At 40.5% G+C, this 24,544-nt stretch carries 20 protein-coding genes and 1 pseudogene; 4 read left to right on the forward strand and 17 right to left on the reverse strand.

The genetic code is table 11. The annotated features are described in order from the left end of the window. The 3 genes and pseudogenes from IQ230_RS11625 to IQ230_RS11635 form a co-directional block, all read right to left on the reverse strand. A pseudogene (locus tag IQ230_RS11625) lies at window positions 1-139 on the reverse strand (NAD(P)-dependent oxidoreductase); the annotation flags it as partial. 85 nt (window positions 140-224) lie between these two features. Further along, on the reverse strand, window positions 225-1,940 hold the full coding sequence (locus IQ230_RS11630; protein WP_193932156.1) for a GDSL-type esterase/lipase family protein: 1,716 nt from the start codon (window positions 1,938-1,940) through the stop codon (window positions 225-227). Window positions 1,941-1,988: 48 nt separating this feature from the next. Continuing rightward, window positions 1,989-3,014, reverse strand: a complete 1,026-nt coding sequence (locus IQ230_RS11635; protein ID WP_193932157.1) for an NAD-dependent epimerase/dehydratase family protein — start codon at window positions 3,012-3,014, stop codon at window positions 1,989-1,991. A gap of 145 nt (window positions 3,015-3,159) precedes the next feature. On the opposite strand from IQ230_RS11635, the gene IQ230_RS11640 reads away from it, so the two are divergent. Further along, window positions 3,160-3,657 (forward strand): helix-turn-helix domain-containing protein, encoded by a 498-nt coding sequence (locus IQ230_RS11640; protein WP_193932158.1) that lies wholly within the window; start codon window positions 3,160-3,162, stop codon window positions 3,655-3,657. Window positions 3,658-3,668: 11 nt separating this feature from the next. Beyond that, complete coding sequence (locus IQ230_RS11645; RefSeq protein ID WP_228054796.1) at window positions 3,669-4,226, forward strand: IS630 family transposase; 558 nt, start codon at window positions 3,669-3,671, stop codon at window positions 4,224-4,226. An 82-nt stretch (window positions 4,227-4,308) separates the two neighbouring features. On the opposite strand, the gene IQ230_RS11650 is transcribed toward IQ230_RS11645, so the two are convergent. The 3 genes from IQ230_RS11650 to rfbF form a co-directional block, all read right to left on the reverse strand. Next, window positions 4,309-5,556 (reverse strand): glycosyltransferase family 61 protein, encoded by a 1,248-nt coding sequence (locus IQ230_RS11650; protein WP_193932159.1) that lies wholly within the window; start codon window positions 5,554-5,556, stop codon window positions 4,309-4,311. Window positions 5,557-5,699: 143 nt separating this feature from the next. Next, the gene (gene lhgO / locus IQ230_RS11655) at window positions 5,700-6,932 is read right to left on the reverse strand and encodes an L-2-hydroxyglutarate oxidase (RefSeq protein ID WP_193932160.1); all 1,233 of its coding nucleotides are present in this window, start codon (window positions 6,930-6,932) and stop codon (window positions 5,700-5,702) included. Window positions 6,933-6,999: 67 nt separating this feature from the next. Beyond that, complete coding sequence (gene rfbF / locus IQ230_RS11660) at window positions 7,000-7,773, reverse strand: glucose-1-phosphate cytidylyltransferase (RefSeq protein WP_193932161.1); 774 nt, start codon at window positions 7,771-7,773, stop codon at window positions 7,000-7,002. 714 nt (window positions 7,774-8,487) lie between these two features. Between rfbF and IQ230_RS11665 the strand changes: the two genes are divergently transcribed. After that, a complete protein-coding gene (locus tag IQ230_RS11665) occupies window positions 8,488-9,885 on the forward strand; it encodes a heparin lyase I family protein (RefSeq protein WP_228054785.1) in 1,398 nt (465 codons plus the stop codon). Window positions 9,886-9,911: 26 nt separating this feature from the next. Here IQ230_RS11665 and IQ230_RS11670 read toward each other — a convergent pair whose 3' ends face one another. The 10 genes from IQ230_RS11670 to IQ230_RS11715 form a co-directional block, all read right to left on the reverse strand. Then, window positions 9,912-10,862, reverse strand: a complete 951-nt coding sequence (locus IQ230_RS11670; protein WP_193932162.1) for a glycosyltransferase family 2 protein — start codon at window positions 10,860-10,862, stop codon at window positions 9,912-9,914. 49 nt (window positions 10,863-10,911) lie between these two features. Further along, window positions 10,912-11,406 carry a glycosyltransferase gene (locus IQ230_RS11675; RefSeq protein ID WP_193932163.1) on the reverse strand — a complete coding sequence of 165 codons (495 nt, stop codon included), beginning with the start codon at window positions 11,404-11,406 and terminating at the stop codon, window positions 10,912-10,914. A gap of 129 nt (window positions 11,407-11,535) precedes the next feature. Continuing rightward, window positions 11,536-11,985 carry a PssD/Cps14F family polysaccharide biosynthesis glycosyltransferase gene (gene pssD / locus IQ230_RS11680; protein ID WP_193932164.1) on the reverse strand — a complete coding sequence of 150 codons (450 nt, stop codon included), beginning with the start codon at window positions 11,983-11,985 and terminating at the stop codon, window positions 11,536-11,538. Window positions 11,986-12,135: 150 nt separating this feature from the next. After that, window positions 12,136-12,996, reverse strand: coding sequence for a heparin lyase I family protein (locus IQ230_RS11685; RefSeq protein ID WP_193932165.1), 861 nt, complete (start codon window positions 12,994-12,996; stop codon window positions 12,136-12,138). A 139-nt stretch (window positions 12,997-13,135) separates the two neighbouring features. Further along, on the reverse strand, window positions 13,136-13,990 hold the full coding sequence (locus IQ230_RS11690; protein WP_228054787.1) for a sulfotransferase family 2 domain-containing protein: 855 nt from the start codon (window positions 13,988-13,990) through the stop codon (window positions 13,136-13,138). Window positions 13,991-14,072: 82 nt separating this feature from the next. Continuing rightward, complete coding sequence (locus IQ230_RS11695) at window positions 14,073-15,197, reverse strand: glycosyltransferase (protein WP_193932167.1); 1,125 nt, start codon at window positions 15,195-15,197, stop codon at window positions 14,073-14,075. 24 nt (window positions 15,198-15,221) lie between these two features. Beyond that, a complete protein-coding gene (locus tag IQ230_RS11700; protein WP_193932168.1) occupies window positions 15,222-16,400 on the reverse strand; it encodes a glycosyltransferase family 4 protein in 1,179 nt (392 codons plus the stop codon). Then, window positions 16,393-17,775 carry an O-antigen ligase family protein gene (locus IQ230_RS11705; protein ID WP_193932169.1) on the reverse strand — a complete coding sequence of 461 codons (1,383 nt, stop codon included), beginning with the start codon at window positions 17,773-17,775 and terminating at the stop codon, window positions 16,393-16,395. The genes IQ230_RS11700 and IQ230_RS11705 overlap by 8 nt, the downstream gene beginning before the upstream one ends. Window positions 17,776-17,779: 4 nt before the next feature. Further along, complete coding sequence (locus tag IQ230_RS11710) at window positions 17,780-19,846, reverse strand: GumC family protein (protein WP_193932170.1); 2,067 nt, start codon at window positions 19,844-19,846, stop codon at window positions 17,780-17,782. A gap of 12 nt (window positions 19,847-19,858) precedes the next feature. After that, window positions 19,859-20,878: a glycosyltransferase family 2 protein gene (locus tag IQ230_RS11715; protein ID WP_193932171.1), complete on the reverse strand. Its 1,020-nt coding sequence runs from the start codon at window positions 20,876-20,878 to the stop codon at window positions 19,859-19,861. A gap of 1,437 nt (window positions 20,879-22,315) precedes the next feature. Between IQ230_RS11715 and IQ230_RS11720 the strand changes: the two genes are divergently transcribed. Continuing rightward, the gene (locus tag IQ230_RS11720; RefSeq protein ID WP_193932172.1) at window positions 22,316-23,218 is read left to right on the forward strand and encodes a DUF5677 domain-containing protein; all 903 of its coding nucleotides are present in this window, start codon (window positions 22,316-22,318) and stop codon (window positions 23,216-23,218) included. Window positions 23,219-23,276: 58 nt separating this feature from the next. On the opposite strand, the gene IQ230_RS11725 is transcribed toward IQ230_RS11720, so the two are convergent. Beyond that, window positions 23,277-23,693 (reverse strand): hypothetical protein, encoded by a 417-nt coding sequence (locus IQ230_RS11725; protein WP_193932173.1) that lies wholly within the window; start codon window positions 23,691-23,693, stop codon window positions 23,277-23,279. Between the last annotated feature and the right edge of the window lie 851 nt (window positions 23,694-24,544).

Below are 24,544 nucleotides of genomic sequence, written 5' to 3' on the forward strand. Positions count from 1 at the left end.
CGTTTTCAATTCCGGCTTCGTTATAGGCGCGTTGGGCTTTGGCGACGTTGCGGTTGGCAATTGCTACCAGTTCCATCCCTGGCACCGAGTTGATGATTTGGTTGGCAATCCCCCTGCCCATGAATCCCGACCCAATCATCCCTACACGGATCGGCTTTCCTGCTTCTGCTCTTGCTTTTAGTGCTGTGTCTACTATGATCACTCTTAAGCTCCTTCAAAAATTATTAAGAAATATAGAATTGAGTAGCACTCAACGATGGCACGCCAGCTAAGGTTGCAATTGTTGTTGCCGAACCTGATCCCATTCCATCAGCATCAAATCTCAGGACACCCGTATTGATGTTATATAAAAAGTTGGCACTACTACCCAATGGTGTGGGATTCGTTCCGCTTGCAAAAACTCCCGTATCCACTGCTGTTGTGCTGAGTTTGACACCACGAACCAAACCACCAAAACCTGTGCTAGAAAATGTTAAGCGATCGTCAGCACCAAAATCGGTGATTAAATCGCTACTTTCTCTTGGTTCTTTATAAAAGAAATTATCTGGACCGCCGCCACCAGTTAGCGTGTCTCTACCAAGACCACCCCTAAGCGTGTTGTGACCAGCATCTCCGACTAACTTATCAGCAAAGTTAGAACCAATAATATTTTCGATACCTGTCAGTGTATCTCGCTTAACAAGTGTGTCATACCATGCGTCTCCTATCTTGTTGTATCCCGCAACATTAGGGTGAACGCCGTCTGGAACTAAGTCATTAAGGTTAAGACTGCCTCCAGCATTGACATAAGTAACTTTTCTACCTTGGGCAACTTTGTCTTTAACAAAATCGGGTAGCAAAGCATTAAAGTCTTTGGCAAGATTTGCTCGTGTAGTTCCTTTGTAAGCAGGATCAATTGGTGCAATTGAAGACACAAAAATACGTGTGTTACTTGAATCTTGACTGATGCGATCAATCAGATTGCTTAAATCGCCAGCGATCGTATTCAGCGAGTTACTACGAAGTACATCATTGGTACCAATCATCAATAAGACCATCTGTGGCTGATACGTTTTGATGATTCCCCGATCAACTAAGCTAGTAATTTGATCAATTGTCCAACCACCACGCCCTTCGTGGTTCTTGTCTCCTAGACTAGGTGGTCCATTAAATTGCGAACCAACAAAATCTACGCTTAAATTATCAGCACCTAGATTTTTCCATAGCTGAATTCGATAAGTTCCTGGAGTTGGCTCGACATTGTGTTCTCCTGCTGTAATCGAGTCACCTAAAGGCATTATTCTTGGCGTCGTAGTACCAAACACAGGTTTGAGGACAGTTCCATCTTTGAGGTTGGCAATAATACCGTTGAATGTGTAGGTATAATCAGCAGTATCTAAACCGGTACCACCATTGAGTTTGTTATTACCTCCTCGACCCTCAAGAATATCGTTACCAGCAAAACCGTTGAGTGTATCGTTTCTAGTATTGCCTACTAGTCGATCATTTCCGCTTGTACCATTAATAATTGCTGATATAGCAGGTGGTGTAACAGGAACGAAATTCATGAAGTCTATCCTGGCAGGTTCTCCAACATCCTCCACAGCTTTGATGTAGAATGTATCACCTTGGCTAATAGCTAACTGTGTAGCAATCGTGCGTAGTGTTCTAGTTTGCCTATTGGCTGAAGCACTACCTAGATTTTGGTTGGCACTCCAAGCATCTACGATCGCATGCTTTTGACGAACTTCAAATTGGCTAACACCATCATTTTCATCAAAGTAGCCGACAACTACGTTGTATAAACCAGAGGCACCTGCAAAATTGAACGAGGCAAAACCTGTTTCTGCTACATCACCATTGACTAAACTAATAACGCTTTGACCTGAAGCAGCGCTATTCGCTTCTTGACGAAAGCCTACCAAGGTCATATCTTCAGCTTCAATTCTAATTTCCGACACACTTGACTACCTTTATCTCTCAATCCTTAAAACCATCAGCATGGTGTTCTAATAAGTCCAAAAGAAGTTCTCATCGATTTGCTGGGTGTTAATTAGATACTCTAGTTGTTTGAGACGAGTGAACCCTCTAAATAGGAAGGTTTCTTTTGACATATCAATAAGAGTGAAATAATTGAATAGCTGTTGCGCGCCTAACAGAGCATTCCAGTCGCACTTAAATCCTGGCAGTGTTTTGTTAATTTTCTCAAACGAAACGCGATAGCTGCGATTGTCTGAACCATTCTCGCCGAAACTTAATTGACAATCTGGAAAAACATTGGCAACGATTTGTGCAACTTCTCGGACTCGATAATTGTTTGCGGTATCTCCCACATTAAAGATCTGATTGTGAATAATATCCCGTGGTGCTTCCAGCGCACAGGCAATTGCTTTGCAAATATCAAGGACATGAACCAGTGGACGCCAAGGAGTTCCATCACTTGTCATCTTAATTTCTTTGGTTGTCCACGCAAGTCCTGCTAAGTTATTTAACACGATGTCAAAACGCATTCTTGGAGAAGCACCAAACGCAGTGGCATTGCGCATAAATGTAGGAGAAAAACCATCATCTGCCATTGCCTGAACATCTCGCTCTACTAGCGTCTTGCATTCGGCATATGCTGTTTGTGGATTTACGGCAGACTCTTCTGTGACATCATCTCCAGTGGCAACACCGTACACACTGCAAGAAGACATATAAACAAAGCGGCGTACACCTGCTGCTTTTGCGAGTTCTGCTAAGCGCACAGAACCTTTGTGGTTGATGTCGTAGGTGATGTTGGGAGAAAGCTGTCCAGTAGGATCGTTAGAGAGTTCTGCCATGTGTACTACTGCATCGACATCTTGGAGATCTTCTGCAACGATCCGCCGGATATCTTTGTTGTAGGTTTTGGCAGTATATTCAGTACCATTGTATAACCAACCAACTTTGTAAAAACCAGTATCTACTCCTAAAACTTTGTGTCCGCGTTGGATCAGCATAGGAGCAAGTAAGGAGCCGATGTAACCTTCTGTTCCGGTGACAAGTATGTTCATAAGTTTGAAACTCTACACGTTAAAGGATATTTTCAGATGTGAGTAGGCGATCGTACTCTTGTTTCCTTCGCCTTTCAAGGTGTTATACCAATTCTCTAAAATGGAGTTACAAAAGAAGTCCCCCCTGCGTGTTGAGGACAAACTAATGACAGGTGTACTCAAACTAGACATTCAAGAATCAGCAGAAGAATTGAAAGCACTGCTAAGTCAGCAATCGAGTGCGGTTGAGCGCAGTAAAGTCCAAATTCTGTGGTGGCTGAAGCAGGAGCAGGTGAGGCAAGTCAACGAATTAGCCCAATTGAGTGGGTATCACCGCATCACAATCTCTCGGTGGCTGTCCCGCTATCGCCAGGGAGGACTAGAGGCTCTACTGGCGTGTAAGCCAAAACCAGGGCGTCCTCGAGCGATTGATGGAGAGGTGCGAGAGCAGTTAGCCCAAGAACTGGAAGACCCAGAGGGGTTTGCCAGCTATAGGGAGGTACAGCAGTGGTTGGCGGCAATGCATGACCAAGTTGTGCCTTACAAGACTGTGCATAAAACCGTTCGCTATGGTCTCAAAGGCAAGCTCAAGCGTCCTCGTCCTGTGTTTGAGAAGCAGGAGGTTGGGACTGTTGAGGCCTTTGAGGAAACCTTGGAGCACTAATTGACAAGCATCTGACTCAAGCGCAACGCCAGCAATATCAGGGACGGATTCACTACTGGTGTGAAGACGAAACTCGTCTGGGTCTATTCACAGTGCAGCATCGCCAACTGACGGGATTTGGCATCAAACCTGTCGGTGAGGTGCAATGGCAGTTTCTCTATCGGTGGCTCTACGGTTTCGTTGCACCTGAAAGCGGAGCCTCCTGGTTCATGGAGTTCTCCCATCTAGATCAAGCCTGTTTTGAGGTCGCACTCACGCAGTTTGCGGCTCAATTTCCTGACGACCTGCATGTGATCCAGGTGGATAACGCTGGTGCTCACCAAGCGGACGCCTTGACCCTTCCTGACAACGTCATCCTCTTATTTCAGCCTCCCTACTGCCCTGAGGTCAATCCGCTCGAGCGATTGTGGCAACAACTCAAGCGAGCGTTGGCTTGGATGCACTTTGGGTCTATTGCTCAACTCCAGCAAACGATTACCTGCTGGGTGAACCAGTTGTCGCCTGAGGAGGTGAAGTCTCTGACCCAGTGGGATTGGATAGTCGATGCTCTATGTGTAGCTGGAATTTAGAGAATTGGTATTACGTAGGTGATTTAATTTGGTACTGACCTGCAGATGTATTCCGTTCGAGAAATTGTTTATGAATTAGTATTTACTGGTTAACGGTTTTCAGTAGCATTCCAGAATTAGAGGTATCAAGAAGCTTAGTAACTAATGCCTGTAATTTCACAATATCAACTGATACTTCATTAAATTTCTTACTGTACTGAAATTGAGCTTTTTCACCTGATGTTAAGCATTCATAGTGAAAACCTAACGCTTTTGCTAATAGAAAATAGTTAGGAGCAGCAAATGTATCGAAAAGTTCGATAACGGTTAACTTCTGTGCGAATATCATGTTAACTAAACCAGCACCATGAGTCGCCACAACGATTTCTGCTTGTGAAAATAGCCGCACCTGGTCGGCAAAGCTTAAGTTTTCCAATATGTATTCCTTAAATCCATAAGGAGTCAAAGTTGCTATGACCTCATCCTCATTTGTTGCTTTTCTACCTACTGCTTTAGGCCGTGAAATGTAAATTCTTGAGGCAAAATTCTGTTTTTCACTACTGGTCGGAGGTAGATTATTGAGCATTCGCTCTCGGAGCCATAAACACGCCGCTGGTGAGGGTGTTCGCTGTTCACGTCGCGCCGATGCTACAATCAAATGCTTAACTTTTACTCTTGAGACTTTCCACTCAATACAATCGTTTGGCGCATATCCTAAAAGTCTCAGCGATTCTACTTGCCAACTCACTGGATTTGCTTGAATAACTAGTTTAGGCTTTCTTCCAGTTTGTTTTTGGTAATATTCAAGTGCCTCAAGTTGAATTAAGCAATCCGTAATCCAGTGATAATAATTTCGCGATCTCCAATTAATCAAAGAGTATGCTGTATCTAACTGCGGAACTCCCAATTGCGGCAAGCTCTTGAACAACAATGTTCGCGTTGGTAAATATCTTTTAAGATTACCGATACCTGGGAATGTTTGGGAAATTAAGTTTCCAGCACCATCAAAACCAACTGCGACTGATCCTATAAGCTGAGCATTAGCGACTTGGAAGACAAAGGGTTTGCTAAAATTAATAATGCCACTATGGCTTTTAATGACTTGAGGAACCTCATCGATATTTTCAGATGGTTCACTCGCGATCGCTGTTTCTTGAGAGCCGAAGCTCAAAACTTGGTATTTATCTCTCCTTTTCAAAACATCTTCCTGAGTCAGAATATTTAAGCCAACAATTTTCGTCAGAGGCGAAAACAACCACTGACGCAGCGTGTATTGACTTACTCCAGCAATTGCTCTCAAACGACCAACTAGAATTTTCTTCTTGATGATGTTGATTATAAATCGACTCATTATATTGCCTTATTAATTAAGGAAAACAGAGTAATTGCAATTCCATGTTTGTTTTGGTTATGTGTTTCCAGTTATTACGGAAATTACTAGTAGTCATCTTCCTAAGTAGATTTAAGGAAGCTGAAAAAATTGGTATTTTAGACTTAACTGTTCGTCGTAACTAAACAGCAATCGCTACTTGCAAGTAGCGATTGTTCAGGAATCTTTGAGGCAATTGCTTTACCAATTTCTAGCGAAGAAGTTGCCGCAGGCGAAGGAGCATTACATACATGCAGCGCATTTTGCGAAGATACTAGCAGAAAATCATCAACGAGTTGTCCATCAGGTCGTAAAGCTTGTGCTCGTACTCCTGCGTGGGTGGGTATCACATCAGCTTCTGTCACCTCTGGAATCAACCGCTGCAAGCTGCGCACGAACGCTGTCTTTGAGTAAGATCGAACCATCTCTTGCAGACCTTCCGAGGCGTGTTTTGCTGCCAACTTCCAGAAACCAGAATACGTCATTACCTCCGTCAAATCTCGCAAATTAAAATCTGTTTTGTGATAACCTTCACGCTTAAAACTAAGAACTGCATTAGGACCAGCATGTACCGTACCATCAATCATCCGCGTGAAGTGTACGCCTAGAAATGGAAACGCCGGATTAGGGACGGGATAAATTAAGCTGTTTACCAAATAGCGTTTTTCTGGCTTGAGTTCGTAGTACTCTCCTCGAAAAGGGACAATTTTTGCTTCTGGATTTGCCTTGGTTAATCGCGCAATGCGATCGCTATGCAATCCAGCACAATTAATCACAAACCGAGTTTCAAATGTGCCATTATTTGTTTCTAGTACCGTATAATCACTACGACTAGTAATTTTCTGTACCTGGGTATTTAGACGCAGTTCTCCCGCTTGTGCTTGAAAAATTTCTACGTATTTTTGACAGACTTGCTTATAATCAACAATTCCTGTCGAAGGTACTCGTAAACCAGCTAAGCACTGAACGTGTGGTTCAATTTCTTTCACTTGCTGTGCACTCAGTTGATTTACTTTCAGACCATTAGCCAAGCCACGTTGATACAAGTTCTCCAAAATTGGTAATTCGTGCTGTTCAGTTGCGACAATGACCTTGCCACATACCTCATGAGCAATATTATGCTGTTGACAAAACTCTACCATTGAGCGATTACCCTCGCGGCAGAACTGAGCTTTGTAACTACCTGGTTTGTAGTAAATCCCTGAGTGAATGACACCACTATTGTTTCCTGTTTGGTGGCTTGCCCAAGTTTGTTCTTTTTCCAAAACTACAATTCGAGCTGTAGGATAACGTTTCCCCACTGCGATCGCAGCAGCCAGACCAACAATCCCACCACCAATAACTGCATAATCGTACATAAGAATATTTTTGCCTTTGGAAGTTAAATCGCATTGTGATGATTGCTGTGAATTCTAATGGAGTTTCTTACCAGACCTTCCAAGGAGCCTGTCCTTTCTGCCATAAGTTGTCTAGGTAGTTTTTATCCCGTAAAGTATCCATCGGCTGCCAAAAACCATCGTGCTTGTATGCCGATAGCTGTTCTAAGTGCGCTAATTTTTCTAAAGGTTCTTGTTCCCATACTGTGCTGTCATCAGCAATGTAGTCGATGACTTCGGGTTCAAGGACAAAGTACCCACCGTTGATCCATGCACCATCGCCACCTGGCTTTTCTTTAAAGGAAGTAATCTTTGTTTGTTCTTCTGCTAGACAAATTGCACCAAAGCGTCCAGGGGGTTGTACCGCTGTTAGGGTAGCCTTGGTTTTTTGTTGTTTGTGAAACTCTAACAGCTGTGTGATGTTGACATTGCTCACTCCATCGCCGTACGTAAAGCAAAATGTACCATTACCTACATGTTCTCTGACCCGCTTTAGACGTCCTCCAGTCATGGTGGATTCTCCGGTATCTACCAAAGTTACGCGCCACGGTTCGGCATAACCACAATGCACATTCATCTGATTAAACCGCATATCAAACGTAACATCAGACATATGTAAGAAGTAGTTCGCAAAGTATTCCTTAATTACATAGCCCTTATAACCGCAACAGATAATGAAATCGTTGATACCGTGAGCAGCATAGATTTTCATGATGTGCCATAGTATTGGCTTACCGCCAATCTCGACCATCGGCTTCGGCTTGATAGCAGTTTCTTCACTTATACGCGTGCCCAATCCACCTGCCAATATTACTGCTTTCATGAGTTTTCCTCGTAGTTTTAAATTAGTAATTGCTTGTACTTACGTGAAATATTGAGCTAACAGTATTCAGCATCAATAAATAGCCATTTCATCAGGTGAAATAATGATAACAGTCTCTCAAATGACTACATTTTATAAACTTCTATGGGGAAGTATCTATATTAATTTTATTTAGTTTAATTAACATAATATCTCCATTTCTAAGTACTACTTTCATATCTTCTACTTTGCAATATACAAATATGTGTATTTACTGAATTTATATGTGTTGACAGTACTTTTCTTCTAAAAGAAAATACTGAAAAGAAATTATCTTTTCAAGATGAATCATTCACTAAATGTACACATCCTTCTACTAGAAAAAAACTGCTCGCGAGCGAAATGCTTATACAAGGCTATTATTTTCTCTGTGTATTTACTCTAGTAGTTTTACTGAGTTTTATAACTAAAAAACAACTCTTAAAGTGTAATTACAGAAATGTAAAAATCAGTAATTTCTCCCTTGGTTTTTAATTTTTTTAAAATTACTCTAAGTTGTACTTTAGTTTTGTAAAGCTGTATTAAAGTAGCGTGACTTCCTCAAGAAAGTTATTAGTTTACCTTTTCTGCTTTACTCAAATGCACTTTCTTGAAGACATCGTACAGTTAAAAGTAAAACTATCACTTTTTCAAAGGAATAATCTAAGTATGAAGGGTTGTAATTTTCTATATGCAATGCCTCAAAAGAACTTGTTTTTTCGCTTGTCCGGTTTACTTCTGAGTACAACTTTACTTCTATTGATGGGAGCAAATAAATCTGACGCAGCAATTATAGACTCAGTAAGAGAAGATATTGCCACAGCCCGATCGCGTGAGTTTTCAAAATCAAAGGGAGGATCTGCGTGCAACCGATTAGAAAACGTAACTACTTTCACAGGTAATACAGCTCATCCAGTTCGAGCAGGAAAACAAGCTTTTTTACACTGGGTAAATCGTTGTGGAGAACGTTCTGAGCTAGCAATGCAACGCACTGTTATTGGGAATACCTATTGGTACGGTTGGTCAATGTTTATTCCCTCGAACTGGGAAAACCCAGCGGATGATTACGATATTCTGACGCAATGGTCAATATATCCTAATGTTCCTGGTCGCAGAATGCCTTGCAGTGCAGTTGGTTCGTACATACTCAGAAGTGGTGACTCAATTAGCTTCAGACTCCAAAGGAAAGGCGAAAATTCTGACAGTGAATGTACTAGATACTCCTTAGCAAACCTCTCAGAGGTGCGGGGAAAATGGGTAGATTTCGTCATGCATACGAAATGGACTGGAAACAGCGACGGCTTTTTAAAGCTCTGGATGAAAGTAGGGAACGAACCATATGTTGAGAAGATCAACTACTCTGGGCGCACTTACTGGAATGACGAGGGCACTGGACCTTATTTTAAAATGGGCTTATATAAAGGCGATCCAAATTTTAAAGGTGCTGCTCCTCGCTATCTTTATACAGATGAATATCGCTTAGGTGATGCTAATTCTAGCTTTGAAGAAGTTGCACCCTCTGGCTCTTCGCAAGTACAGCCTCCACCACCTCCACCACCCCAGTTAATTTTTGAAGACTTTTCTACATCTGCTAACAATTTTACTGTTGATGCCGGTGGGAGTTGGAGTATAAATAGCGGTAAGTACTTACTGAGAAATACAAATTCAAGTTTGATAGATGTTCCTAACGGCAACATAACTGTTCATAAGACCTCAGTTCCTACTAACTTTACGCTTACAGCAGATGCAGGCGCAACCGCAGGCTCTAGTGATTGGGATGACTTCTCAGTTATTTTTAATTACCAAAACCAGCAAAACTACTACTATGCTAGTTTTAATGAAAGTGACAATGATGGCACTCACGGACTATTCAAAGTAGTAGGAGGAGTAGCAACCCAGATTGCTAACTTTGATAATACAATCAGGGGAGGAGCTACCTATAATATCAAAGTAGAAAAAAAAGGTAGTACGGTTAATGTGTACCGCGATAATGTATTGCAAGCAGCAGTTACAGACGCTACATTTTCAGGAGGTAGGGTAGGATTTGGTAGTCGAAATAATCCTGCAACATTTGACAATCTAAAAGTAGAGTAGCAATAATTAGCTTGTCTTAAATTTCCTCAAGTTTGAGCTTTCTTAGCAAGTTGTCTCTCAGAGTTGAAGTTTAAAAATAGCTGTAGTAAAGGCCAAATTGCAGCTTTAGTTAAATCTTTACTCAACCAAATTGAGTTCCAACGCATCCAGCGCAACATTTGTAGATAGCATTGCGTTTTCTCAGCAAAGTTGATTGGCGACCGCTTAATCGCAGCAAGATATTCTAAAAACCATTTCCACCTTGTCAGATGCAGCTTTCCTTCTTTAGAAGGATCATACCAAGCAATCCGTTGGCGGAAAGCACGATGCGCTCTTACTGATGTGTTTGGATGATCTCGTTTAAAGAAGAGATATTCAGGAATTTCATAAAACTCACCATTTAAAACGAGTTCTCCCAGCAAAACTAAGTCTGAAGATGGATAACTTCCCATGCGGGCTGTCTGTTTTAAGATGTCTGTTCTGATTAATCCGAAAAGTGGGTGACATCCATGCCCATACCGGACAATTTGATGATATTGCTTGAATCTTTTGTGGGGTTCTGGCGATCGCAGATTAAAATCATCAACGTATTTTTCTACTTGCTGTTCGTGTTCATTAATAATGATAGTTTTTGGATAGCAGAGAACTACTGCCGGATTACAATCTAGTATCTCAACACATTGCTGTAATAGTTCAGGAGCACACATATCATCGTGACATGCCCATCTGAAGTACTTGCTATTCGCAAGCTCTAAAACACGATTAAAGTTCCAGCCAGCCCCAAGATTTTGTTCGTTACGATAGTAACGGATGCGCGAATCTTGATCGGCATATGCTCGACAAATTTCTGCGGTTGCGTCAGTGGAGCCATTATCAGAAACGATAAGTTCAAAATCTTGGAATGTCTGAGCTAATAGTGAGTCTAATGCTTGTTTAAGATAGATAGCACCATTATATACAGGCATTCCAATACTGACTCGCGGTTGAGTATTGTTCATTATTCTCTCTCAGCTAAGGAGTCATGCAATGAAGCTTTCAAATTTAGAGTTATTTTTGCAGATTTAGAACTTTATACCTTGTAATCAAATGCTCTGCTAGTAAAGGAGCATCAAACAATTTGTCATGTAAGGGAGATGGTGGTTGTTTGATGTATCGAATTAACTGCTCAAGTTCGGTACAGTAATGTACACCAAATCTCTCGACAGCACGAGCAAATAGTAGCTGATGCTCGTCAATATGTTCTCCGTAACGTTTTAGTCTAGGGATGAGCACAAAACAAGCTCCCATCCCTGCTAACATTCGTGTGGAGCCTTGTCCTGCATGAGAAACAACTAAAGATGCTTGCTTCACTGCAGCTTGCATTTCAGCAGTCGTTAATGAAGATACGTTCGTAAGTAAAGGATGACTTAGTTGAGCAACAGACGTAGCACCATGCTGAAATAATACTGGCTCAACAATAATTTCTTCCTGTAAAAGAACTTGCAACCAATTAGCTGCTCGATCGAAAGGGAAGAATATCGTTCCAACTGTGAAGATAATCATGGCATAAACCTTTGCCGAAACCCTCCTGTAACTACCAAAACAAAATATAGATACAATCTCGTTTGCAACAAGTATTCCGGTAGTAGAAGTTCAATAGATATCGAAACGCGAAGTTCAACTGTTAGGCACTTAAGCAACAACACCTTTGTATTGAGCTTTGGGATAACGCTGTACGCATTCAGGCCATTGTACGTAAAATTCGTCTACGAGGTTGTAGACCATTTTCCCGCTTAGACTCAGTTCATTAGCACGAGTAATACTCTCAACAAATACCGTTTTTATGCCAAAAAACTTGCTAGCTAAAACAAAAGGCACAGCAAGACTTGCGCCAGTAGACATAACTAAGTCAGGCTTGCTTTTATCTAAGATAGTTAAAGCCTTAGTAAAGTTAACGCATGCTGGAAAAAGCATGCGAGCTTCTTGCATTTCTACCCAATTAACTACTTCTTTGTCGTATAAACTTTGCGTGTCCCATTTTGGATAAGTAACCCATTCTCGCGAATAAGCTGACCAAAAACTTTTGAGTCCCATCATAGTGGAGAAGTGTCCACCTGGGTTGCAAACCAATAACAACTTCATCTTATTTAACTCCAGCAGGAATTACGTAATGTGAATTAAGTGATCGACAACATTTTTCGACATAAAAAAGCAGGCAACTGCATCGCCTATTCAAATTTTTTTTACTACTAAAATGCAAAAAATGTTAACACAAACTCCTGCCAGTTCGCGTTAATTATGACACCTCAACCCTAACATTTCAGATAGTTTGGGAGCATACCTACAGGTAAGCAATTCTCTAGCAGGATTAACTGCTTGGAAGTTAGAAGTAGCATCTCCTAGGCGATATCCTCCGGTATACAAATATCGCGGAGCAGGACCTGGAAAATTTGGATTACCTTTGTATAATCCCATCTTGAAGTAAGGACCGGTTTTTGCATGGTTCCAATATGTAGAACCAATATGCTCAACCTTCAATTGATAAGGTTCATCGCCTATCTTCATCCAGAGTTTAAGATGACCGTCCTTGTTACCCGTCCATTTTGCATGCATAACAAAATCGACCCATTTCCCTCTCATCTCAGCGACTTTTGCTAAAGGGTATTTAGTACAAACGACTTCTTTTGTATCTCCCTGACGTTGAAACGCGAATGTCAACGTATCCTTGCTACGAGCAATGTAGGAGCCTGCTGCACCACAAGCTTCTTTGAAGCGGATCTGAGCCGGATAAACTAACCACTGATTGACAATATCGTATCCTCTTGAAGTATCTTGCCAACTGGGGGGAATATAAATTGACCATCCATACCAATATGTATTTCCCAGAACAGTTCGTTTCATTGCTAATTCAGAACGTTCTCCACAACGCGCTACCCAATGGAGAAATGCTTGTCGCCCAGCTATAGTACTATCAGTAACATTCTCTAACTTGTTACATGCATCTCCTCCCTTTGAATTTGAAAACTCGCGAGATCTAGCTTGACTAATGTCTTCAGTAACTGAATCAATGACTTTTGCCTGTGTTGTATATCCTGCTAAAGATAATAGAATAGTTGCACTGAAGACCAAACTGAACCAAGACTTGACTTTCATGACAGGTTCTTCTATGTAGAGCAATTGCTATTACAGTTTAGGTAAGCATGAGTGCATTATAGATAACTTCTAAAACTACTTATTAATGGTAGAAACTTATTGAAAGTATTGTTTATTGAAAAAATGAAGAAAACAACTTCTATGTAGCTTTTTTCACAAAGTTTTCTAACGCGTATTGATATACTTCAATATCTGGTTGACAAATTTCCCTAATTTTTTTTTCAATTTCGGGTGTAACAACAGCTTGTTGAATTTTTTTTGGTTTAGGACTTTGATTAAATCTCCTTATTTTTAATTTTTTGCCAAACTTTTTTTCAAATTGATTGAGAAAATCTGGTGTATATTCTAAGCAACCAACAACCTTAAATTTATGTAAATTCTCTTTAGCTCTAGCGATTGCTTTTTGGGAGCTATAATCTCCTGATTTATCCAAGCCACCAATACTCTTGACATATAAACATCCCCCTTTAATTGCACTATCTGATTTCAAAAAGTCAGAAAATTCTCCTTCTAGTTGGTGTTTCTTATATCGGTTATAAAAATAAGCTGAAATCCATCTTTTTACTGGTTCTCTCAAAACTGTAACAAACGCATACTTTTTAGCAAAATATTGATAAGCTGTATTACTAAAAGCAAAGTGTCCAGCAATATACTTAATATTTGGCTGACACATATAGTATAAAAGTAAGTCTTCGCGGAACTTAGCTATTAAATAATCGCTATATGCGGCTGTCGTTTCAGAAGACAGATCTATTTGAGAAATGATTTTTTGAGCAGCACTAGATGCGGCTTGCCCATTAAGATGAAATGTATTTTCGTCGAGAATGCTGCCTAGATGATGGTAACAAGACTTAATTGCTTGAGTAATTGATGTTCCTCCGCATTTATGGAGATGAACATAGACAATATTTTCTTGTAGAGAGCCGTCGAGGAAGTTATTGCTAATAGATGTTAGAACATCCAAGTATTTTACAGCTTTTTCAAAAGAAGGCATACTAACAAAGTTACTTACCATAGTTATTAATCAACAGTTACTAATCAGCTAAATGTGTAAGAAGATAAAATACTATTGCAGCTTAAAATTGTTGAATAAGTGAATCATAAATAGCTTCTAACTTAGAAGTTTGCTTGCGAATATCAAACATTTCGCAGGTGAATTGGCGTCCGTGCTGTCCCATTTTTTCACCTATAGCACAATCAGATAGTAGTATATCTAGCTTTTCTGCCAAAGCTACGTCATCTTTTTCTTGTACAAGAAAGCCTGTTTCACCATCTAAAATTGCTTCAGGAATACCACTATGCCAAGTAGAAACAACTGGTATTCCACACGCAGAAGCTTCGTTAATGACGATTGGTAGTCCTTCACAATCTCCATTTTTTGCAGTTTGGCTGGCTAATGCAAAAACTTCTGCGCCACGCATCAAATTTAATACTACTTCATGTGGTTGTGCGCCAAGAAAGCGTACCCGCTGCTCGATCCCAAGAGCTTTTGTTAAGCTATGTAGTGTATTACTTAAAGTACCTGTTCCTACCTGGATCAGCAAAACTTCAGGATGTTTGTTAGTAATTTTTGCGAAGGCGCGTAACAGGGTATCGATACCTTTTTTTTGTGTATGTCTACCAACACAGAGAATATAGCGTTCCTTAGATTTTTTACCAGGAGAAAATTTCTCTATATCTACACCAATATAGTGTTGGATAATTTTTTCTTTTGGGTATTTTTTTTCTAGAAGCTTATTTTTTATAAAGTTAGAAACAGCAAGAAACTTTGTAGCTTTTCTTTTAAGCTCTTCCTCATGAAAAATTAGCTGATAGTATAAGAACTTACCTTTGCGCCATAGTGCTGTACGTGAAATAGTAATATCATAGCCATGAAAAGTAACCATCAATGGAACTCTTAACTCTTCAGCTATGGACATAGCATACACACCATCGGGACCAAAATGGGCATGAATTAAAGCTAGGTTTCTTAAAGAATCAAAGTCTTTGAATAACTTGTGTGATCGCGTTAAAAGAAAAGCAGCTTGTTTAATACCTAATAAGTCATTTTGACTAACAGCAATGTTAGAAAATGGTATATCTTGCAAAAGAGTATTCGAGATGAAAGTAGGCTGATACCGCATCATATTGTAAGATTGCTCTTTGATAAAAGCTTCCGACGTAAGAGGAAAAACTCTTCGATAGATGCCGATAGTTTTCATACCTAGTAGCTCTCACCGCAACGATTAGTAAACTAGTTCAGTTTCAGGCAATTTAGTGGAATTTAGCCCTGTAATTTTCATTATTCGGCGCGTGTAACCGCTAATGCTGCAATGCGTCTCAACCCAACGTTGACCTTGAGCAAGAAGTTTTAAGGTGTTGGAAGTATGAGCAATATGTACAATTGTTTCAGCTGCTGCTGCTGGATCGTGCGGATTCACCGTCCACTCTGGAGCAAAATTATTAAGGATTTCCCCGATACCTCCGGTTCGGCTACCAACGACTGGTACACCACATGCGATCGCTTCAACCACAGTTCGTCCAAAAGGTTCTCTAGGAGCGAGAGTAACTACAACATCAGCATATTTATAGTAGTTCTCGATATCCAACGCGGGCGGTAGAATTGTAAAGCGGTCTGCAACTCCTAAATCTTCGGCTTGCGCAATCAAAGCACGGCTGCGAGTTTGCTCAGAAGATGTATCTTGTCCAATAATGACTCCGTGGTAGTGATGACCGGCAGCTTTTAACTGGGCTAGAACGATAGGAAGCAATCGCAAGTTTTTATCATTGACACGATCTTTGCTAATTCGCGAAGGTGTTAGAATAATCCGTGCACCTGAAGCTAGGATTGGTTGTAACTTTTGGGGAGGAGAACCAACTGGAGGGCGAGTGTTAAATAAGTCAAGATCTATTGGCGGATGTAGAATTCCTTGAACCTCACCCAATCTACCGCGAACATTTTCAGCCGTGAATTTTGAGTTACACAAGATGCGAGGTGCAAGACAAGCAAATACTGCATTGCGACTAAGGTTTCCCAGTGAATTGTGCGAAATTGCTAAGTCACGAAACATATAGTATACAGGACGACGACTCAAGCGTAGAGAAATAATGTGTAAGGCGATCGCAGGTAAAGTTTTACTTGTTGCACAATTTTCTAACAACAGTGGATAATCATGTGGTTGCTGACTCACCCAATTAAGTGCTCGTTGTACAAACTGGCGCTGATCTTGAGCAGGAATCGTTGTTAAACAATGCCCTAAATTTTTCTGCTGCAGATATTCCTCAATTAAAGAACCAGCTTGAGTCAGTATGCATATCTGGTTTGATTCACCGTATTGCTCAAATCCTTTGACCATCGCTAAGAGGGAAACCGTATTCCCCCCTAAGCTTTTACACCATCCTGGAATAACTAGAAGCTTATGCATAAGACATGAGCCTACGAGGGGCTTGATAGTCTTTACGACGAATAGCAACGCACAGTAGAATAATGAGCGCAGATATTTGCATATCGTAAATAATCGGTGACGTTGGTGAAAGCATCACGTAAAAGACTAGTATGCAAAAGCAAGTTATTGGTCTACCATTGCGTGTTTCATACAACCACACAAACAGAGACACCCAGAAAAATGCAAAAATGGCAGTGCCGATCATACCGTTTCTGTAAAGCAACGTTCCTAAAACAAAGCTGTGGGAACCGATAACAGCATTATCATTACCGCTCACACCAGCTATAACCTCACCAGGTGCTGGATGACCCCAAATCATCTCGTTTTCATTTTCTCTAATTCTCTGCAATGTTTGGCGATATATTTCAAATCGCACCTCACTTGAATTGTCACGTACTTCATTGATTGCTTGTGTTGACTGGGTAAACTGCGCTGTAATCAAGTTTGTTGCTTGCGGAACTGCAAGGGTTGTAAAACTCACAATCGCCATTAGTGCAAAAACAATTGTTGGTCCCCAAAGTTTTGTTAGATTACTGATGATGTAGTGTAAAATCAGCATCATCGGTAAAGCAACCCAAACTGCTCGCGTTCCACTCCAAAAAAGCAAAAACAGACAGCCAGAAAGTAAGCCAATTGACCACGCGCGATTTTTGACTTCTCGAGAAATTAAACCAATAAATCCTAGATAGATTGCGAAAAATTCTGGATAGATGAAAAAAAGACTATAGCGACGCCAACCATGGAGATTTCCGTAGTTTGCATAAGGTATCAAATAGTAAGGGTTGTTAATGACTTTAAAGCCACGAAGGTCTTCTCCAGTCACCATCGAGTGTATATTGCGAATTTGCAGTGGTAAGAAGAAAGATTCTGGAATCACAAAATGAGCAAGTAGCCAAAATGCGAGCATTTGCACAACACTCATGGTACATGCCCAAGCAACAACGTTAGCCCGAATTTTAATGTTGTTACTTTGGATATACCACAGCCACAAAGCTGGTACAAATGTCAAAATCAGTGGGGTAGAAAGTTTATCTCTTCCAGGTACTGAATAAGCAAAAAATATTGTTGCAACTTGGTAGACACCGAAGGCGATGAAAGCCATCACAGGAACCGTTGGGCGTTTGAGGCGAATTTCACCATGTTTATGCCATTCATAAATGGCAACAACCAACAGCAAAAGTGAGGACATATACCGATAAAGACCGGCAACCCACCAAATTGGTATCAGGAGAATATTAGCGCAAACAAAACGTTCTCCCAAACTTAGCGCTTGCCAACGAATCCAGACACCTGAAAACAAATAATTTGTTTTGGCTGGCATTGCGACAGATTTAGATGGGTAGAGATGAGACATGGTTTTATGCTTCAGTTTCCATTAATTCGCGTTGACGTCCATAGCGATAGCCAACATCTTTTGGTTCAACATAGTTAACTACCAGCCCCATAATTTGGGCATGATGCTGCACGAGCTGCTCAAAGCCGTCCATGACTGCATAGCGATCGCTCTTACCTGAACGCACCACAAACAGGACATTGCGCACAACTGAACTCATCAAATTTGTCTCGCTAGCTAAACCAATGGGTGGGCTATCAACAAGAACATAATCGTAACCACCTTCTGCTTGAATCTGGTCTAAATTCTGCTGAAATTTACCACGGGCAAAGTATTCGGGAATTTTGGCTTTTGATAAATTAGGTGCTGGCAATAAGTCTAATCCTAGACATACTGAAACTGGTGTTTGTTGACCATTCTTAGGTTGCTTCTGCAATTGTCCTAAGCGCCGACTGAGTTCAGCTTGTCGCAGATCGCCATCGACAATCAACACGCGAAAACCAAAGTTAACTAAAGCGAGAGCCAGTCCCAAAGTGATAGTCGTCTTACCTTCACCAGAGGTAGGACTTGTCACTAATAGACGTTGATGCTCTAACATCAAAACAGCAGAAGCAAGGCGTTGTAACTCGATTGCCACCTCACCCGACAAGTTGCGTTCCATATCGGTACGTTTGAGACGAGAAATCCGCCCCAATACAGGAAATTCTACTTGTTCGAGATCCTTCGGGCGCAGCATAGGATTGCGTGTTTCTAAGAAGAAAATTAAGCTGATACTGCCAAACAATGCTGCTAAGATGCCACCAAGGGCGATCGCGCGTTTGCTCGGTTCTTCGGGTTTAGGATCGATGACAGGAGCATCCAAAGTTTGAACGTTAGGATACACGCTGAAAGGATTTGTTTTTGTTTGTTCAACTTGACCAAGAATGCTCTTGTACACTCCCTCTGCAATCTCGTATTGCCGCTGCAAGTTGATCAGCTGCGATCTATTTTGAGTAATGTTGTTGAGTTCTGCGTTAACACGATTAATCTCGCTAGCAATTTGATTGGCTTGTTGCTGCAACCCAGCAGCATTATTTTGCGATCGAATCAGTTCAGCAATCATTTCGATGCGGCTGTCGCGAGTTCCATTACCACCCAGCGTCGGATCTATTTGATTGGCACTTGCTCCTGGAGCTGCGATCGCAATCTGTTGATTCATAATCTGCATCAACTCTTCGCGTTGAGACAGCAACGATTGTACTTGCGGACTTTCATCTGTATACCGACTTCTTGCTTCTGCCAAAGCAGTTTCAGCATCCGAAAGTTTTTGGCGAATTGCTTGGTATTCTCTGTTTTCTCCTAGACGAAGTGAATTCATTGCCTGTTGCGCGTTGATTCCCAAACGTTGAGAAGCTGCTTGTGCCTGAGCTTGATTCGCTTGAGCTTGTGATAACACATTGGTATATGTTGTTCTTAACTCGCGCTGTTGATTGATCAGCGATCTTGTTTGCTCCGTGACTTCAGTTAGCCCAGTTGATTGTTGAAAATTGGCTAACTCCGCCTGTGCTTTCGCTAATTGTGCTTGGGCGTCTTCTAAATCAGTTTGGGAAAACTGCTTGCGCACATTGGTATCTTGATGGCGCAGTTCGTTAAGGCGTAGTTGATAAACATTAATTAGGTTAGTTAACCGCTTTTGCGCAATTTCTGGACTAGAAGCTTTAACTTGTAAATTGATAATCGTTGATTGCTCTTGCGGTGTTGCACTAAATGCCAACTTGTAATCACTGAGTCGTGGATACAAGCTTTTTTCTGGATCAACAGCAAGTGCCCGTTCCATTACAGTATCACTGGTCAGAATTGTCATTTGAATCTGTAAAGGATTAAGCTCTCTTGAAAATCCTAGTGTCGTATTTTGCAGTTGACCTAAAGATCCTAAATTCGTATCCAACCGTGTTGTTGGTTGGGGAAGATTCAACTTAGCACTTGCTTTCCATACAGGAGCAACATTCGTCTTTGTATAGATGACAGCATACAATGTGCCAGCAAGGATGACACCATTCAACAGTAACAAGGGCATCCAGTGTCTACGGATGATATTGACTATGTGGTTCATATTCTTTCTCAGCTATTGACCGAATAACTTGAAACGCAAGTAGCCACGCAGTCCTAAACGCAGAACTGCTCTACCTTCAGAAGGAAATAGAGTACAAATGCCACGCCGTAACAATCGTTCTAGGGTATCCTTAGCGCTCCGCCCAATCTCCCTGCTTTCTCGCCATGAAAGCCAAATAATCTCCATTTTTTCTGTCCAAGGAACATTACCCTGCTGTAGTGCTGTGAGCGTGCGGTAGTCTACATCCTGTCGCATATTCAACCGGTCAGCTAACCCTACGTTTGCAGATGCCTGATTAATAAAATTGGCTGTATCTTCTCTTTCCTGAATCAAATACGACAAATTGTCATTGCGAGCTTGTTTGTTGTTACCGTGTATTCGATAAAACATCAACGGTTCGTTGATACAGCCCACCTCACCATAAAAAGGAACAACCACTGTTAAATATGTATCCGCTGCTGCAGCTTTTCGAGTAGGAATGGGTAGTGCTTTTTGCAATGCAGCACGGCGATATGCAAGTCCAGAGGTAATTCCCATTGCATATCTTCCCCATCGCAATAACAAAGGGCGCATATCTCCTTGGTTAAGCAAGGTAGAACCTTTACCAATGGGTAGCCCGTCTGTATTTACGGACGTCCAACAGTGGGAAATTTGAACCCATTCTGGATGTTCGTAAAAGCCTGCAACGACCTTCATTAGTTTGTCTTGATGAAAGTAGTCATCAGCATCGAGAAAACAAATTATTTCTCCATGCGCATGAGCAATTCCAGTGTTTAATGCCTCCCCCTGTCCAGCGTTCTTTTGAAAGATAGCTGTGAGGTTTTCTGTGTAAGCTTCTATAATTTCACGGGAATTATCTGTTGACTCATCATCAACAACGATCAATTCCCAGTTTTGATACGTCTGGTGTAAAACACTTTCAATGGCTTGATTTAAGAATCGACCGTAGTTGTAGTTGTTTATAATGACACTTACCAGCGGTGTCTTGTCAATGCTAGAAGGTGTTGATTGTTGTTGAAGTGTTTGAGTCATTGTCTTACCCGCAATATGAAAAGTAGAGGCAGGCAGTATTTTTGTGTAAGCGTTTAGCGAATACAAAATTCTCACACAGCAATGCTGAAGATAACTTCATGCTTTAATGTGGCAAATTAAGAAATAAAAGTGACAACATTTTGCCGTATTCATACGGTAATGCGATTAACTTGCTCACGACTTACTGCAAGATGTTTCGGTTTGATGAATTTGTGTAAGTTGGCAACTTACGGATGAGTTCTCGCAAAACATCTGTTTTTGTTCTTTCTGTTCGTTGGCAATAAGCTTCTAGTGCGCTCATTTCCATTTCTGAAACTTTAAAAGTAATCCACTGCTTCTGTTTGTTTGACACATCTATATACATGAAAAAGGGTTCCGAGTTCCTATCGTTTCGTTGTCTGTGTTAATGCGCCAGCAGGAAGCCGCTAGCAATCAACGCGGCAACTTTTCTGAACAAGCAAGAAACCCATGACCTATAAAATGTGAGGTCATGGGCTACTGATAAGTGTTATGACAATTGAATTCAATTATCTATTTGTCACTGGAAAGCTCTCCAGTCAGGTGAGGCAGTACTAGTTTATTTCTTTGAAACAAACGTTGACGCAAAAAGTCACACTTTTTCTGTTGACTTGGTCTGCTTAAGTGCACTCTTGGTGTCTTCTTCAACAGGCCACAACGTAGATGCTCCGCTGGCAGTTCTTATACGTATTAGGGTATTTACTACCCTTCCCAATTTTAAATTCTAAATCAAAATTATATACGTTTAATACTTAGTATGCTGTATGTCATGCTACAAAAAACTAAACTTTACTTAAAATTTCAGAACTCAATCATTAATTGTTCATTATTTATTTGACGAAGTTTCGGTCTAGTGATAAGCTCCTGAGCATTTAAGTTGCCTACCATAGTCATAGAGGAAAAGGAAACAAGCCCAAAGACAAAATGCAAGATGTCACCTTGAATTTGTACTTAGGTCACAATACTTATCAGAAGGATACTTGAAAATGAGATCAAATATTGTTGGCGTAGCCTAATAGAATTGGTAGCTAAGGCTTTTTTATCCAGAGAGGTTTTAGCTGAACGCTATACCTATCTTTTGATAGAAGTTAAAGAACATAAAACTGGTTGATCGTAAAAGAGAGACCTAACTAAGTAGCAGTAAATTACTTTAAGTTTTCTGCTTGTCGCCTATCTTAGGTAAGATACTAATAGAGCTAATGTATTTAAGAGGGATAGCCCTATCTGTTGTATAAGTGTTGTACATTTCAAACTTCACATTTGTGAACTAAGCTTTGACCAATTAAGTCTGTAGATTTGTCCTCATGTGATCTTTGTTAGCGATAAGATGTGATCCTGATCAAAGGCGGGATCGTCTCCCCCTCATATCATCTTTGGCGTGTGCTGCACAGAATGTAAAGTAGCTGAGTTGTGGCTTTGATGAATACAAAACTGCCATCTAATCAAGTTCAATTTTATTTGCCGAACTTAGACTCGCTTGAGAGTTCTGAGCAAGCTTTTGCTGATGCCTTTCTGAGAACTGCCCAAACGCTACACCAGTACTTGGCACAACTTCAGTCAGCTGTCAGAGCAATTCAAGGTTTTACAGACGAGCCTTTTAGCTCGGCTATCTTAGGGTTGTACTCCAAAGTGTGTAGCCACTACTATTCATACGTTCTACTGGAAATATACCAACAAGATCAAATCGGAATTAATTTTTTGGTAGAACAGTTATGTGAAGCTACTATTACGCTGATGTATTTGCTAGAGGAAGCAGATCAAGCTCTGTTTTATGAATACATTTCTGCTTCAATTGAGCAAGCTTGCTCCCTCTTGGTTGACGTTAAAGAGGAGCTAAAAGAGTCTCCTAAACACATAGAGTTACTAAGGCTAAAAGAAAAACTAGAGATTTTTGTTTCGACACACCAAGAATATCCTACTCGATACTCATCAGGTGCAAAACCAAAAAAATGGGGTTTTTCTACAGCAGATACGACAAATAAGCGTGCAGAACTTCTAGGATTCAGTTTTATTTGTAATCCAGCTCGGCAGTTTAGCTCGAAGGTTACACCAGCAAGTTGGTTAGATCTCTACCTCAATTATGCTCAACCCTCTCTTACTAATGCTAGTAACCAAGACAACCTATGTATTAACTTTACACGTCTGCGAGATACTTCCCATCTTTGTCTACATACTACCCAAAGTTTTTTAGAAGAAATAGTGCACCGCAATAACTTTAGTAGTTCAAGTTTGGCATCACAGCAAAATCGCCTTACTTCACTTTATGAATGGTTTCACAATGCTCACCGACTGTATCAGTTGCATCATTCACGCAATCGCTAAAGTAAATTGTGTTACTCATTTATTTGAAATTTGTGTTTTTACCAAGTGAATAGAAAGTCTAATCTCTACTGTAAATCAGCTTTGTTGAAGCCTGACGACTCATACGGTAAGTAAACTCACCAACAGAAGGATTAGGTGTTTCTGGATTAATTGTTCGAGTTGTTTTTCGCCAATCTTGGTTAGTTGCTAGTGAGACATTTAATTTACCATCAGGCTTTCTACAAAGTTTCATCCATAACTTGCCGTGTTCGCCACACAAAAACTCTTCAATCCAGACATTGTTATCAACGTATACGCCTTTTGCAGCTAACTCAATTGCACTTTGACGTGGCATATTTGCTACATTTTGTTGGATCTCTAATGCTCCTGTATAAAATAAAAAATATTTTGGGCTGCCTAAACGCCACAATCGCCGCTCGCAGTGCGGGCAATAAAAGCGTGGTACATTTTTACGACTACTACGTTTGCCAGGCATTAGAAACCTCTTACAACAACTACTGCTCTAGAAAAACTGATTTTTATACTGCAAGCTCAACACTAAATTTCACACCACTTCACAACTAAATAAGCAACAATACATATTTTTTATTCTTCGCTCTTTATACTACTTCAATACCAAGAAAGAATTTCCAGGAAATATGGGAAATTACAGCATTAATTTAGTAAAAATCAATTTAACTGGAAGTAATCAGGTTATGCAAAGTCACATAAAAATAAATTTTGCGGTCGTTATCTAGCTAAGATAGATAGCTTAATTTTTTCTACAAAATTTACATAAAAACCTCAAGTAAAGAACTAGAAATTAGACCCTTACTTTCGCTACTCACTATAATCACAACAAATCCTTATAAGGAAGCTGCTGTCAATACGTATTCTTACCCTCTTCCGAATACGTTACCTATGAATTCTGTTCGCGATCGCAATCTTAAAATAATAACTCGGTATACCCAAATATTACTTAGAACTTACTTTCTGCCACAACTAGTTGTTAAAAACTACCCCTTAATTTATTGTTTCTAATAACTTGCAACGTACTAAAAGAAATCAAAAGATTCTGCACCCTAAGTTAAATTTACGCAGATCTATCCCTCTTAACTAGGGTTGTTTAAGTGCACTCTAATGGTGTCTTCTTCAACAACCCACAGCGTAAAAACGCTGGGTAAACTGTCTAGCAGTTAGGACTTAGTTTTTTTGTAGGCAGGAAATATACTGAAATATTCTGTTTTTTTCAGGTGTTATTTACAGTATGTACATACCAACGCTAAAAAATCTGTATTCTGTTATACAAAATGCTTCTTGTATTCAATAACTCTTTTTTATTTAAGT

This window comes from Gloeocapsopsis crepidinum LEGE 06123 (genome assembly GCF_015207655.1).
Taxonomy (GTDB): Bacteria; Cyanobacteriota; Cyanobacteriia; order Cyanobacteriales; family Chroococcidiopsidaceae; genus Gloeocapsopsis; species Gloeocapsopsis crepidinum.